Source organism: Algibacter pacificus, from assembly GCF_008033385.1.
Lineage (GTDB): Bacteria > Bacteroidota > Bacteroidia > Flavobacteriales > Flavobacteriaceae > Algibacter > Algibacter pacificus.
Map to the genome: position 1 here is coordinate 107903 of NZ_VOGY01000007.1, position 12783 is coordinate 120685.

The following is a 12783-nucleotide window of genomic DNA, read 5'->3' on the forward strand; positions in this document are numbered from 1 at the left end:
AGATGAAAAACAACGTTCTTTTTTTATTGACCCTAGTTTTTATATTGCCCCTGTCGTTCCATGCGCAACGGGGAGTAAGTCTTGCCTATATTGATAGTGAATATATTTTAGAAAATGTACCCGAATATCAAGAAGCAACAAAACAACTAAATGATAAAGCTGATAAATGGAAAAATGAAATTCAAGAGCAATTAGCTGCTATTGAACAAAAACGAAAAGACTTAAGTAACGAAAAAGCCTTATTGACAACAGAACTCATTAAAGAACGCGAAGAAGATATTACTTTTGAAGAAAATGAAATTTTAGATTATCAACAAAAACGTTTTGGTCCAAATGGCGATTTGTTTATTCAACAAAGACAATTAATGCAACCTGTTCAAGACCAGATTTTTGCAGCTGTACAAACCATTGTTGCTGCTAGAAAATACCAAATAGTATTGGATAAAGCCAATGGAGGTATGCTTTATGTCGCAAATTCTTTAGATATTAGCGACCAGGTTTTAAGAAGTATAACTAGAACATCAAAAAGAAAACAAGTACAAAACAAAGCTGAACGTAGAGCAGCAGAAAAAGAAGATATCGTTCCTGAAGTAAACCTAGAACTAGAAGCAAGACAAAAAGCACTGGAAGAAAAAAAAGCAGAAAGAGAAAAGGCTATTGAAGCCGCTAGACAAAAAAAATTAGATGCCCGAGCTGCTAAAATTAAAGCCGCAGCCGATAGACGACAAGCTATATTAGATGCACGTAAAAAAGCAACAGAAGCCAAAACAACAGAAACAACTGAAACAACTGAAACAGAAAATACTGGTAAAACTGAGGCTAAAACAAAAATAGAGCAAACTAAAAAAACAAGAGCTGAACTTATTGAAGAAAACAGATTAAAAAAATTAAAAGCACGCGAAGAACGTATTAAAGCCTTAGAAGCCAAAAGAAAAAAAATATTAGAAGATCGCCAAAAGGCAAAAGATAGTTTAAACAACAATTAATAATTTATAACACACAAATACTATTTACAAATGAAACATTTTAAAACACTTTTATTAGCAACGGCTTTATGTATTGGAACTATAAGTTTCACTCAAGCTCAATCTAAGATTGCTCATATAAATACTCAAGAATTAATTAAAGCAATGCCAGAAATGAAAGCGGCACAAGCAGAATTAGAAGCTTTAAGCAAAACATATCAAACAGATATGCAAAGTTCTGTTACCGAATTTCAAAACTTACAAAAACAATACGAAGCAGAAGCTAAAAACAAAACAGATGAAGAAAACCAAAAACGTATTTTAGAGTTACAAGAAAAACAACAACGTTTGCAACAATTTCAAGCAGATGCTCAAAAAGATTTACAATCTAAAGAAATAGCTCTTTTACAACCTATAACAGAAAAAGCAAAAGCAGCTATCTTAAAAGTTTCAAGAGCTCAAGGATTTGACTATGTTTTAGACTCTGGAGTTGGTGTAACGATTCTTGCTGATGGTAAAGATTTATTAAACGATGTAAAAAAGGATTTAGGTATCTAATTTCTTCATTTATAAAAATAAAAAACCTGTAAATTTAGTTTTACAGGTTTTTTTATGCCCTAAACCGAACTAAGCTATTTTAAAAAATACAGGTGAGCCCTTTACTTCAATTCTAAAAACACACATCCTGCACAGCTTAATTATACACATACTTTATAAAATGGTAAACGACATTCTAATCGCTATCTGTATTAAACAACATCAAAAAGATTCAACTTAAATTTAAGATAAACCTTTTTAATCAACATTAAAGCGTTAACGTTTACTCATTATTATTGTCATCTTGATCATCTTTATGATCGTCAATAACATCAATATCTCTATAACGACAACACGGGTGCAAAGAAGCATAGGCTTCATCTGTGGCTTTAAGCCCCATAGTGTCATGACCAACCGCTAAAACACTAGACTTAATAGAATCTAGATTAGTTTTTCGCGCATCATAAATTAAACTTAACTCATGGGTTTTTACACTCCACACTGCCGATTTAACGCCCTTGGTTCTAATGGCACCTTTTTCTATTCTCGCTTTGCACATGGCACAAACCCCATCCACTTCAATAGTTGCTCTTTCATTTTTATTCTGTGAAAAACTTAGTGTTGTGGTTAATAGTATTGCAATAATTAATAGTTTTTTCATAATATATATTTTAAGTTGTTATTATTAAATAATTTTAAATCGTAATCCCATATAGTAATTAGAACCAAAAATTGGTCCGTAAACAAAAGTGGAGTCGAAATTTGCTCCAAAAGGATCATCGGCCCCTAGAATAGGCTGGTCTTGCCTTACATTGGTAATATTTTCACCGCCTAAATACACTTCAAACTTAGGCGAAAACACATGAGTAACCTGCGCATTTAACGTGCCTATAGTTGGAGAATATTCGGGTAATTGATATTGAAACGGATTGGATGCTGTAGATGAAAAGCGTTGCTGACTTACCCAATTAAACGTGGCATCAAATTTCCAATGTGCATTGTTTATACCTTTTGCCACCGTTTCATAAGAAGCATTGGCGAAAAACCGGTTTTTAGGAACCAAAGGCTTCTCTAGTTTACCCGATTTATAATCGGTTTTAACATCATAAAATTTATATGCCAATCGTAAATCGAACAGATTAAATGGATTGTAATTTAGTTCTGCTTGAAAACTATTCGCATAACTTTTACCTTCTAAATTATAAAAACTAATGTCTTGCGGATTTTCATAATCGACCACCACTTGATTTTTAAAATCTGTTTTATAATAATCGAAAGTCACATCGGCTTTTCTTCCAAATAAATTAAAACCTTGAAGATAGGACACGCCGTAATTCCATGCAATTTCAGGATCTAAACCATAAATATTTCCACCCGTATTCAAAATATTAATAGATCTTGAGGTTGCAAACATTTGCTGGTTTTCGGTAAAAATATTAGCACTTCTTTTTCCGCGTCCAAAAGACGCTCGAATAGCCGATTTTTCCCATGGCGTATAACGCGCATGTACCCGCGGTGTAACAAAATTACCCAATAAATTATGATGATCTACTCGCAGTCCTGCAGTAACATTCAATTTATCTAAATTATCAAAGTTGTATTCAAAAAAGGCACCAACCGAATGTTCTGTACGTCCATAATCCTCGAGGTTTACCATTTCATCATAATGATCGTAAGTATAGCTTACACCCGTTTTTACTTTATGGCGAGAATCACTAATTATACTGTTATAAATAGCATTGGCATACAGGCTATTGTGTGTAATATCATATTGGTTTAATCCAAAATAAGAATCCTGAACATGGTGACTAAAAGCCGTTTGCACACCAATACTTTGATAAGGAATTTCTGGATTGACATAACCTAGTTTTGATGAAATTTCATAACGCTTCGTATCAATTTCACTACCCCAAGCATTTTCAGTTAACTTATCTGTTTCTGGGTCAAAATCCAATTCACCCATTTGTTTTTCATCGTTTAAAACCTTCAAATTAATAAAACTAACCCATCCTTTTTCTAAATTAGTATACTGCCAACGGTTCATCAGATTTATTTGACTATACAATGGCATATCCAAAAAATTATCATGGTTAACATCGTGTCGTTGATTGTGCGCATTACCATGCAAATACAAACCAGTGCTCCATTTATTAGATACTTTAGTATTCAAATGTGTGTTTAACTCAAAACGTCCAGCCACATTCCCAAAGAGATTAACAAACAACTTATTATCGGTTGTTGGTTTTACTAATTCCGTATTAATCTGTCCGGCAATACTTTCATAACCATTCACCACCGAGCCAGCGCCTTTGGTTATTTGAATACTTTCAACCCAAGTACCAGGAATAAAACTCAATCCAAAAGCTTGCGATGCCCCCCGAATAGACGGGATATTTTCGGTGGCTATTAAAATATACGGACTTGTAAGGCCCAGCATTTTTATTTGTCGCGTACCCGAAACGGCATCGGCAAAATTAACATCAATAGAGGGATTGGTTTCAAAACTTTCGGCTAAATTACAGCAGGCCGCTTTTAAAAGTTCGCCACTGCTAACCGTAAAAACATTCTGAGATTGCATATAGGATTTTGAGGTGGCCTGTTTTCTAGACGTGAGCGTAACAGCATCCAAATCACTCGTTGGACGTAACCAATGTTTTATAGCCTTAGCAGAATTTACGGTTATCGTATCGGTTTTAAAACCTACGTAACTCACAATTAATTTTTTATAATTAGCCTCATAAGGCAGGCTAAATTTACCATCCATATCGGTAACCGCACCAATACTCGTGTCTAGCCAATATACGTTTGCACCGGCTAAAGCAAGCGATTTGTTATTCTCATTAGCTTCCAAAATAGTCCCTGTTATTTTCTTTTGAGAAAACAGCACTAACGGAAAGCATAACATAATATATAGTATATGTTTCATATTTATTTTATAGTAATTTGGAAAACAACCTGGCTTTAAGCAGACATTACTAACATCATAATAGCCATAACAATCATAATGCTGTTTTCAATAAAAGTGGCTTTGGTCATTGGCAATTTTAAAGCCGTCCCCAAACAAGCACACTGAATAGATTTTTTATCTAAAAGCGTTTTTATTACGCCAATCGTGGTGATTCCTAAAATGATTAAAGTAATAATTAATGCCGCCGAAATCTCGATACGCATTAAAAACATAACACCCAAAACCACCTCGATAAAAGGATAAACCCAACCGTAAAAAGGAACTGCTTTTGCAAGCGGATCGTACATTTTAAAACTTTCCGGAAACCCTTTTAAATCTAGCAATTTAAAAAAGCTAAAGACCACATAAAATAGCCCCATAAAATCGAGCATAAATCCTGTACCATTCCAAGGCGAATAATTTAATAAAATAGCAGCAACAGTGATATATCCAAAAATTAAGAACAGTGGAAACAGTTGTTTTAACTCAGATGTTTCTGAGGACATAACATTCTTTTCACCCGTCTCATTTTTAGTTATTGTGTATTTATTAGACAGTGCTTTTTGAAACGTTTCTATTGAAATATGCTGTTCCATGTCGATTACAGCTTCCAATGTTTCTAGTGAAACCGTGGCCGTTTTAACCCATGGCATGGCATTCAATTTATCTTCTACCGATGTACGGCAGCCGTTGCAAGTCATGCCTGCAACTTTATAAGTATGTATCATTTTTTGAAATGTATTTGAATAATTTTAGAGCATGATGAAATCTACGCTTTCGCGGAAAAAACAAGGATCCTATTTATCAAATAATGAAAACTTGGTCTAGTACCAGAATATCGGCAACCAAAAGAGGTGGAGCATAATCTTTATGCGGAACAACCTGTGTTTCTAACCCCTCAAAAAGATTAATAAATGTATAAGAAAATGCGGTGATAAACTGCTGTTGAATAAAATCTAAATCGTCGAACGATGATACCTTTAAATCTTTCTGTCCTTTAACAACATCGACCTCATCTTTACAACAGGATTTTTTTTCGAGAACAACTCCCGAATCCTTGCCACATTTTTGAGCTTCGGAAAACAAAGACACATCAACTAAAACATCTCCACAAAAATGCTTTTCAATGGTAAAAGACACCGTTGAAAACAGTACTAAAAATGTCATTAGTACAGAAAAACTTTTATGTAGCATTATTTTTATCACGCAACAAAATTACAAAAAACAATAGTTCCTTTTACCAGTTTCACTTTCTTTAACATTTACAAACGCTATTTTTAGATTATTTTAAAGAATGAATTATAAAACACCACACATTTAAGACGGCTTTTTTTATACCTTTGCAGCATGCAAGAACAAACACAAATTTTTGGTATTAGAGCCATTATAGAGGCCATTAACGCTAACGAAACTATTGATAAAGTATTCCTTCAAAAAGGATTGGATGGCGATTTATTTAATGAATTAGAATCTTTATTAAATAAAAAATCGGTTAACAAATCTTATGTTCCTGTAGAAAAACTGAATAGATTAACCAAAGGCAACCACCAAGGTGCCGTGGCGCAAATATCTCCCATTGAATTTCATGATATGGAAACTTTAATTGAAGAAGTTGTGCAATCGGGAAAAACACCTCTTTTTTTATTACTCGACCAGTTGAGTGATGTACGTAATTTTGGTGCTATTATCCGTACGGCAGAATGTACAGGGGTTAACGGAATAATCATTCAGAAAAAAGGTGGCGCTCCAGTAAATGGCGACACGATTAAAACCAGTGCTGGCGCGGTGTTTAAAATTCCCATTTGTAAAGTAGACCATATTAAAGATGCCGTGTTTTACATGCAAGCATCGGATATAAAAGTGATTGCAGCAACCGAAAAAACAAACAATACCTTATACGATGTTTCTTTTGTGGAACCTTGCGCAATTATTATGGGATCGGAAGGTAGAGGGATTAATCCTTCCACGTTAAAAGTGGTTGATGCTAAAGCGAAACTCCCTTTATTGGGTGACATTGAATCGCTAAATGTTTCCGTGGCTTGTGGTGCTTTTTTATACGAAGCCGTAAGACAGCGCATGGCTAAATAGTTGTTGGTTGTTGGTTGTTGGTTGTTGGTTGTTGGTTGTTGGTTGTTGGTTGTTGGTTGTTGGAAAATAACCAATTCATTCTGAAAGCAAAAACAACTTATTAAAAACTTCCAAACCAAACACGGCAACTGCGACTGTGACTGCGACTGCGACTGCGACTGCGACTGAGACTGCGACTGCGACTGCGACAAAATCAAAAAATCAACCTAAGCCACCAATTACTCCTCTTTATTTTCTTTAAAAATATACTTAACAGAAAGCGGCTTTGGCTCCTCCTCTATTTCTAGTGCTTCTTGAGTTTCAATAAAATTTCCATGTTCGTCAAAGTGCTGTAAAAAAGGATCGTTTTCTTCGTTATAATTTTCCTGCTCCCAAGCATATCCTTTTGGTTTTGCGATTTCTTTTTTAAAAACAAGTGCAAATACTAAACCTGTAATTAAACCCGAAAGATGCCCTTCCCATGAAATGCCTTCTTCTATGGGGAAGGTGTACCAAATCATGCTTCCGTACAGAAAAATGACTAAAAGTGATAAAGCTATTAAGCGATAGTGTTTGGCAAAAATCCCTTTAAAAAAAGTAAAACTGAATAAGACATAAATAAGTCCGCTAGCCCCAATATGATAAGATGGCCGTCCAATACACCAGGTTAAAAACCCCGACATTAAAACACCTAAAAACAAAACACGCCAAGCAATAGGGCGGTAAAAATAAAACAAGGCTGTAGAAAGCACAAAAAGCGGTATGGTATTATGATAAATATGCTCAATATTACCGTGTAAAAACGGACTAAAAACAATGCCACGGAGTCCTTTAAAGGTTTGTGGATAAATGCCGTATTTACTTAGGTTAAAGCCAAAACGAACTTCGAACCAAAAGACGAGCCAAATGCTAAGCACGAAAAACACCGGATATGCAATGACTCCCGGTGAGAATTTAAAATGTTCGTGCTGTTTCATAATGATGAATATAGCAAATAATTAACCAACTTAGGGTGATGTGCTAAATTGGCAGATTAACCCCGCGTGAGGGATTGAACGGCCTGTTTGAGCTCCCGACCTTAGGAGGAGCGAGTAGTGAAAGCCGGACCCTTTTAGGGGCACGCCCAAAAAATGTAAAAATAGACTATTGAAGTATTCTAATTTCACGGGAATTTACTTTAATTTTACAGTTATGAACGCACCTTTAGCAGAACGATTACGCCCACAGACCTTAACGGATTATGTTAGTCAAGCCCATTTGGTGGGGAAAAACGGCGCCTTAACGCAACATTTAAAAGTAGGATTAATTCCGTCGATGTTATTTTGGGGTCCTCCGGGAACTGGAAAAACGACCTTGGCAAACATTATTGCAACGGAATCTGGACGGCCATTTTATACGCTAAGTGCTATAAATTCGGGTGTTAAGGATATTCGGGAGGTGATTGATAAAGCCAAACAAAGCGGCGGATTGTTTACCACGAAAAACCCCATATTGTTTATTGATGAAATCCATAGATTTAGTAAATCGCAACAAGATTCGTTGTTGCAAGCGGTTGAAAAAGGTTGGATTACATTGATTGGCGCTACAACCGAAAACCCAAGTTTTGAGGTGATTCCCGCGCTTTTATCGCGTTGCCAAGTGTATATTTTAAATGCTTTTGATAAAAAAGATTTAGAAACTTTGCTGAACCGCGCGATTGAAAAAGACGCCTTGTTATCGAAAAAACATATTATTTTAAAAGAAACCTCGGCATTACTGCGTATTTCGGGTGGCGACGGACGTAAACTGCTGAACATTTTTGAGCTGTTTATAAATAGTTTTGATACCGATACGATTACGGTTACCAATGAAGTCGTTTTGGACAGAATACAAAACAACACGGCGCGCTATGATAAAACGGGCGAGCAGCATTACGATATTATTTCGGCGTTTATAAAATCGATTCGTGGTAGCGATCCTAACGGCGCTGTGTATTGGTTAGCGCGCATGATTGAAGGTGGCGAGGATGTAAAATTTATTGCGAGACGTTTGCTTATTTCGGCTTCGGAAGATATTGGAAATGCCAACCCAACGGCCTTGGTTATTGCTAATAACACCTTTCAGGCAGTGAGTACCATTGGATATCCAGAATCGCGTATTATACTTAGCCAATGTGCAACATATTTGGCCTGTTCTCCTAAAAGCAATGCGGCTTATATGGCTATTGGTAAAGCCCAACAATTGGTTAAACAAACAGGCGATTTAGGAGTTCCGCTAGAGCTTAGGAATGCACCAACCAAACTGATGAAAGAATTGGGTTATGGTGATAATTATAAATACGCACATAACTACAAAAATAATTTTGCCGAGCAAGAATTCTTGCCTAAAGACATTGAAAACACCACGTTTTACGAACCTGGAGATAATGCGCGAGAAAATGCACACCGCGATTTTTTAAAACAACGCTGGAAGGATAAATACGGCTATTAAAAACACACAACACGTTAAAAATTAAGACAATAAAAACTAATATTTTATTCTATTTGAATATTTTGTATGTTTGACCCGCTATTAATTATTCATACAAATATAAAATATGATAAACTTAAAAAAACTAACCTTAGCTATGCTATGCATAGCGGGTTACACCAACTTACAAGCGCAAAGCTATGTAGGTTTTGATGTTGATAATTATGCGGGTGTGCATGGTTTAATCTCTAACCCATCGAATGTTGTGGACTCCCGACTTAAAACCGATGTTAATTTATTTTCCGCGAGTGCTTTTGGTGGGAGTGATTATTTTGGCATTAGTTTAAGTGATGCCGTAAATTCGGACGAAGGCTTCGATTTTGATACAAGTGCTGAAAAATACCCAACAAATGCTAACAATTTCTTTTTGAATGTTGACATTTTAGGCCCCTCTTTTATGTTTAACCTAACGCCAAAAAACAGTATTGGTTTTGTAAGCCGTGTACGTGCTTTTATGAACATTAACAATATTAACGGTGAACTTTATGAAACGGTTGCTGATGATTTTGAAAATACTGATGCTTTTGATTTCGATTTACAAAACCTATCTGGAACCATCCATGCTTGGGCTGAAGTTGGTTTAGTTTACGGACGTGTTTTAGTGGATAACGAAAAAAGCTTTTTAAAAGGTGGTGTAACTTTAAAATACCTACAAGGTGCCGGAAGTTTATTTTTAAGTAGCCCTGGATTAAAAGGAAGATATGACAGTAATGTCGAGAAAGACCTAACCACCAGCGGTAACTTAAATTATGGCACCACTCAAGATTTCGATAACGATGATATTAGTCTTGATAATTTAGGTTCTGGTTTTGGTGCCGATATTGGATTTACTTACGAGTTTAGAGGTAACGATTATACCGATCAAGATTTTGAAACCTTAAAAGATAAAAACAAATACAAGTTAAAAATTGGAGCTTCTATTACCGATATTGGGTCAATAAGTTATGATGAAACGACTGTAAGCACTTATGATTTAGGAACTGCCGATGCTCCAAAAAGCGTGGATACCGATAATGCAGACAATGATACAGAACAGTTTTTAAAAGACAAATACGATGCAACTGACAAAGTTATCGATCAAGAAATCAAACTTCCAACGGCATTACATTTATTGGTAGATTACCACATTAAAAGTAAGTTGTACGTGAGTTTACAAGGGAATTTCTCTTTAATAGATTCCAGTAAAGCGAATGCTAATACTATTATTAATGCCGTAACAGTGGCACCACGTTTAGAAACCAAATGGTTTAGCGTGTACTCGCCAATAAGCATGAGAAAATATGATGAATTTGCTTGGGGTGCTGGTTTACGTTTAGGTCCATTAATGGTTGGATCTGGATCGGTATTATCGAATTTAGTATCGGGGAGTACTGCAAAATCTACAGATGTTTTTGTCGGTTTAAAAATCCCTATTTACCAATAAAACGTATTTATATTTACTTTTAAATAAAAAAAGCCCCTTTTAATGGGGCTTTTTTATGCGTTCTATTTAAAAACTTAACACGATATTAAAACTTAATATTTAAAGTTTCTGTTGTTAGTACCTTGTTTTCTAGGTGTTCTAAAACCCAAGTATTTCCATTTTTATAGATAATAGCCGATTGTCCTTCTACTAAAAACACCTCGTTTAATTGTGTTTTTTGAATGCGGTACAACACTTTTGGCGCACTATCGACTAACTGAAACCCGTTTTTAATAGCCTGTGCGTATAACACATTAGTTGCACTGCTTTCGCTCATGGAAACCTGTTCTGTGATGGTTACTGAAGTTTCTTCTGGCGCTTCTGTTTCATTAACGACCTCAACGGCTTTCTCTTTTTTAAGTGTATTAATTTCTTCTTTTAGTTTTTCTATTTCTTTTGTTTTTTCAGCGGCCACAACTTGGGGTGTTGAGGCTGATAACTGACTTGCTTTAGGTTCGTATTTATAGTCTAAATCTTTAAACGAAAGGAAGGCATTACGAGTGGCTTCAACATAAGATTTATCGAATTCCTTTTTCCTACTTTCCCCAACTTGCGAGGTGTAAACCACTCTATCATTACAATCGGTAAGCTCTACGGTTAGTTTTGTTTTAAACATTCCTGGCGCTTTTAATAGATCGGCATCTAATGCTAAACAACGGTTTCTCATTAAATCTTCAGGATAATCTTCACCCTCAATAAAAGCTTCAAATCCGTATTTGTTAAATAGGAATTTAGACAAATCATTCAATTGATATTGATTGGCTTCTTTTAAAAAATCGAATTTCTTAGAAACAATAACATATTTGTAATTGTTTAATTCTGTTTGAGCGAAAGCGCTAGTTATAAATAAACAAGCGAAAATGGTGGTTAAAAATTTTGTCTTCATTTCTTTTTAAATATATAATTAAATCCTAATTGTAAAGATACATGCTGTGCATCATAAATATTTTTGTAGGCTAATAAATTATCGGCCATTATATAAAAATTAGCTCCCCAAATGTGTGCTGAAACCCCAAGACCTACATTACTAAACGAATAAGAATCTATAGTGTACGCCGCTTTTAAACGCAACCCATTAAACAAACGGCGGTAATAATACGCGGTTAGCGCCAATTGTGGTTGCTTAGGTCTATTTATGCCGTACAACTGCAAACCAACGGCATTTTGATAGCCTGTATCATCAGGTATACAACTACAGGTTTTGCTTCGTTTTTCTCCAAAGGCATAATTTAATGAGGCATTAAACTTCACTGGCCGCCAAGTAGTATATTTTGTTCTTGTTGTATCAACTATAAAGGTATCCTCAAAGTCATCTTCAATAGTATCCCAATAATCATCAGCTGTTTGTCCGTCCTCGGCTTCTGGGAAAAGTGGATTTACACCGCTATATGTAAATTCACCATTTACAACGTAATTTTCCACATCTTTAGTATGACTAATAAACCCGATATCGAGCACACTGGCATCTAAACTCCATTGGTTATTTAGTTGGTAAGTAAACCCTAAATCGACCCCCAAACCTAAATTACCACCAAAAAACGCACGCTTTTTCAATGTGTCGATATTATCGTTAACATCTACATTGTCATCGTCAATTAAACTTGCAATTCCTGAGGTTTGCACCGCTATCCCGAAATCGAACTCATGATCGTAATAATTATCTTCTCCCCGAGTTGTAATAAAGCCGCCTTTATTTTTAGTTGAATGTATATTGGCGAGACTAGAGTATATTTTTCCACGGATCCCGTAAGTGAATTTTTTATTCACTTTTTTATTATATCCCAAATGAAATACCGAAAGTACATCGGCCGTTCCACTTAAATGATTAGCCTTAAATAATTGATTGATGTTATTTTTATTCCCTTCCAAAGCTAAAGTAGCAAAATCTTTTGGAAAGTATAACATAAAATCGAGCTCTTGATAAAGCCCAAAACTGAGGTATTCGTTTTTCTCGAACCTATTCCCCACAGCAACACCTCCCGAAAAAATTTCTAATTGTTGATTAACAGTATAAAAATCGTTTGGGTTCATACTACTAACAGCCGTCCTTAGCTTGTCGTTAAAATCGATATTATCATCACTAAAAACATCATAAACAGTACTTCCTGTCGTTCCCAGATCCACATGAATTTGTGATAACAATGGCACTCCCACATACCAATCATTGGTTACTTTCCCTCCGGGGTTTTGCATGAGTGCTTGTGGAATTTCAGAAAAACCATAGAGTAATTGTTTGTTTTGGGAAAAGGTAAACAAACCGATATGCAAGATAATTATTAGAATGATTTCTCGCATTT

General features: G+C 35.4%; 12 protein-coding genes. 5 read left to right on the forward strand and 7 right to left on the reverse strand.

The window, feature by feature from the left end; all coding sequences use genetic code 11:
- Positions 1 to 2 precede the first annotated feature (2 nt).
- Together FQU21_RS11860 and FQU21_RS11865 are read left to right on the forward strand one after the other, a co-directional pair.
- Complete coding sequence (locus FQU21_RS11860; RefSeq protein ID WP_147678216.1) at positions 3 to 986, forward strand: OmpH/Skp family outer membrane protein; 984 nt, start codon at positions 3 to 5, stop codon at positions 984 to 986.
- A 30-nt stretch (positions 987 to 1016) separates the two neighbouring features.
- Positions 1017 to 1523: an OmpH/Skp family outer membrane protein gene (locus tag FQU21_RS11865; RefSeq protein ID WP_147678217.1), complete on the forward strand. Its 507-nt coding sequence runs from the start codon at positions 1017 to 1019 to the stop codon at positions 1521 to 1523.
- A gap of 262 nt (positions 1524 to 1785) precedes the next feature.
- Here the strand turns inward: FQU21_RS11865 and FQU21_RS11870 are convergent, their stop codons facing one another.
- The 4 genes from FQU21_RS11870 to FQU21_RS11885 form a co-directional block, all read right to left on the reverse strand.
- Positions 1786 to 2163: a heavy-metal-associated domain-containing protein gene (locus tag FQU21_RS11870; protein ID WP_147678218.1), complete on the reverse strand. Its 378-nt coding sequence runs from the start codon at positions 2161 to 2163 to the stop codon at positions 1786 to 1788.
- A gap of 24 nt (positions 2164 to 2187) precedes the next feature.
- Complete coding sequence (locus FQU21_RS11875; protein ID WP_147678219.1) at positions 2188 to 4428, reverse strand: TonB-dependent receptor; 2241 nt, start codon at positions 4426 to 4428, stop codon at positions 2188 to 2190.
- 35 nt (positions 4429 to 4463) lie between these two features.
- Positions 4464 to 5177 carry a heavy-metal-associated domain-containing protein gene (locus tag FQU21_RS11880; RefSeq protein WP_147678220.1) on the reverse strand — a complete coding sequence of 238 codons (714 nt, stop codon included), beginning with the start codon at positions 5175 to 5177 and terminating at the stop codon, positions 4464 to 4466.
- A 76-nt stretch (positions 5178 to 5253) separates the two neighbouring features.
- Positions 5254 to 5643, reverse strand: coding sequence for an HYC_CC_PP family protein (locus tag FQU21_RS11885; protein WP_407921760.1), 390 nt, complete (start codon positions 5641 to 5643; stop codon positions 5254 to 5256).
- 153 nt (positions 5644 to 5796) lie between these two features.
- On the opposite strand from FQU21_RS11885, the gene rlmB reads away from it, so the two are divergent.
- Positions 5797 to 6537 (forward strand): 23S rRNA (guanosine(2251)-2'-O)-methyltransferase RlmB, encoded by a 741-nt coding sequence (gene rlmB / locus FQU21_RS11890; RefSeq protein WP_147678221.1) that lies wholly within the window; start codon positions 5797 to 5799, stop codon positions 6535 to 6537.
- Positions 6538 to 6755: 218 nt separating this feature from the next.
- Here rlmB and FQU21_RS11895 read toward each other — a convergent pair whose 3' ends face one another.
- The gene (locus tag FQU21_RS11895; RefSeq protein ID WP_147678222.1) at positions 6756 to 7493 is read right to left on the reverse strand and encodes a rhomboid family intramembrane serine protease; all 738 of its coding nucleotides are present in this window, start codon (positions 7491 to 7493) and stop codon (positions 6756 to 6758) included.
- A gap of 214 nt (positions 7494 to 7707) precedes the next feature.
- Between FQU21_RS11895 and FQU21_RS11900 the strand changes: the two genes are divergently transcribed.
- Positions 7708 to 8985: a replication-associated recombination protein A gene (locus FQU21_RS11900; protein ID WP_147678223.1), complete on the forward strand. Its 1278-nt coding sequence runs from the start codon at positions 7708 to 7710 to the stop codon at positions 8983 to 8985.
- A gap of 106 nt (positions 8986 to 9091) precedes the next feature.
- Positions 9092 to 10447, forward strand: coding sequence for a DUF5723 family protein (locus FQU21_RS11905; RefSeq protein WP_147678224.1), 1356 nt, complete (start codon positions 9092 to 9094; stop codon positions 10445 to 10447).
- Positions 10448 to 10532: 85 nt separating this feature from the next.
- Here FQU21_RS11905 and FQU21_RS11910 read toward each other — a convergent pair whose 3' ends face one another.
- Both FQU21_RS11910 and FQU21_RS11915 read right to left on the reverse strand, forming a co-directional pair.
- Entirely contained in the window at positions 10533 to 11372 is an 840-nt protein-coding gene (locus FQU21_RS11910; RefSeq protein WP_147678225.1) for a hypothetical protein, read from the reverse strand.
- On the reverse strand, positions 11369 to 12781 hold the full coding sequence (locus FQU21_RS11915) for a DUF5723 family protein (RefSeq protein WP_147678226.1): 1413 nt from the start codon (positions 12779 to 12781) through the stop codon (positions 11369 to 11371). The genes FQU21_RS11910 and FQU21_RS11915 overlap by 4 nt, the downstream gene beginning before the upstream one ends.
- Positions 12782 to 12783 lie beyond the last annotated feature (2 nt).

Bases quoted from the DNA above. Each gene is read 5' to 3' on its own strand.
- FQU21_RS11870 (WP_147678218.1), bottom strand. From the start codon at position 2,163: ATGAAAAAACTATTAATTATTGCAATACTATTAACCACAACACTAAGT.
- rlmB (WP_147678221.1), top strand. From the start codon at position 5,797: ATGCAAGAACAAACACAAATTTTTGGTATTAGAGCCATTATAGAGGCC.
- FQU21_RS11895 (WP_147678222.1), bottom strand. From the start codon at position 7,493: ATGAAACAGCACGAACATTTTAAATTCTCACCGGGAGTCATTGCATAT.
- FQU21_RS11900 (WP_147678223.1), top strand. From the start codon at position 7,708: ATGAACGCACCTTTAGCAGAACGATTACGCCCACAGACCTTAACGGAT.
- FQU21_RS11915 (WP_147678226.1), bottom strand. From the start codon at position 12,781: ATGCGAGAAATCATTCTAATAATTATCTTGCATATCGGTTTGTTTACC.
- FQU21_RS11885 (WP_407921760.1), bottom strand. From the start codon at position 5,643: ATGCTACATAAAAGTTTTTCTGTACTAATGACATTTTTAGTACTGTTT.
- FQU21_RS11880 (WP_147678220.1), bottom strand. From the start codon at position 5,177: ATGATACATACTTATAAAGTTGCAGGCATGACTTGCAACGGCTGCCGT.
- FQU21_RS11865 (WP_147678217.1), top strand. From the start codon at position 1,017: ATGAAACATTTTAAAACACTTTTATTAGCAACGGCTTTATGTATTGGA.
- FQU21_RS11860 (WP_147678216.1), top strand. From the start codon at position 3: ATGAAAAACAACGTTCTTTTTTTATTGACCCTAGTTTTTATATTGCCC.
- FQU21_RS11905 (WP_147678224.1), top strand. From the start codon at position 9,092: ATGATAAACTTAAAAAAACTAACCTTAGCTATGCTATGCATAGCGGGT.
- FQU21_RS11910 (WP_147678225.1), bottom strand. From the start codon at position 11,372: ATGAAGACAAAATTTTTAACCACCATTTTCGCTTGTTTATTTATAACT.
- FQU21_RS11875 (WP_147678219.1), bottom strand. From the start codon at position 4,428: ATGAAACATATACTATATATTATGTTATGCTTTCCGTTAGTGCTGTTT.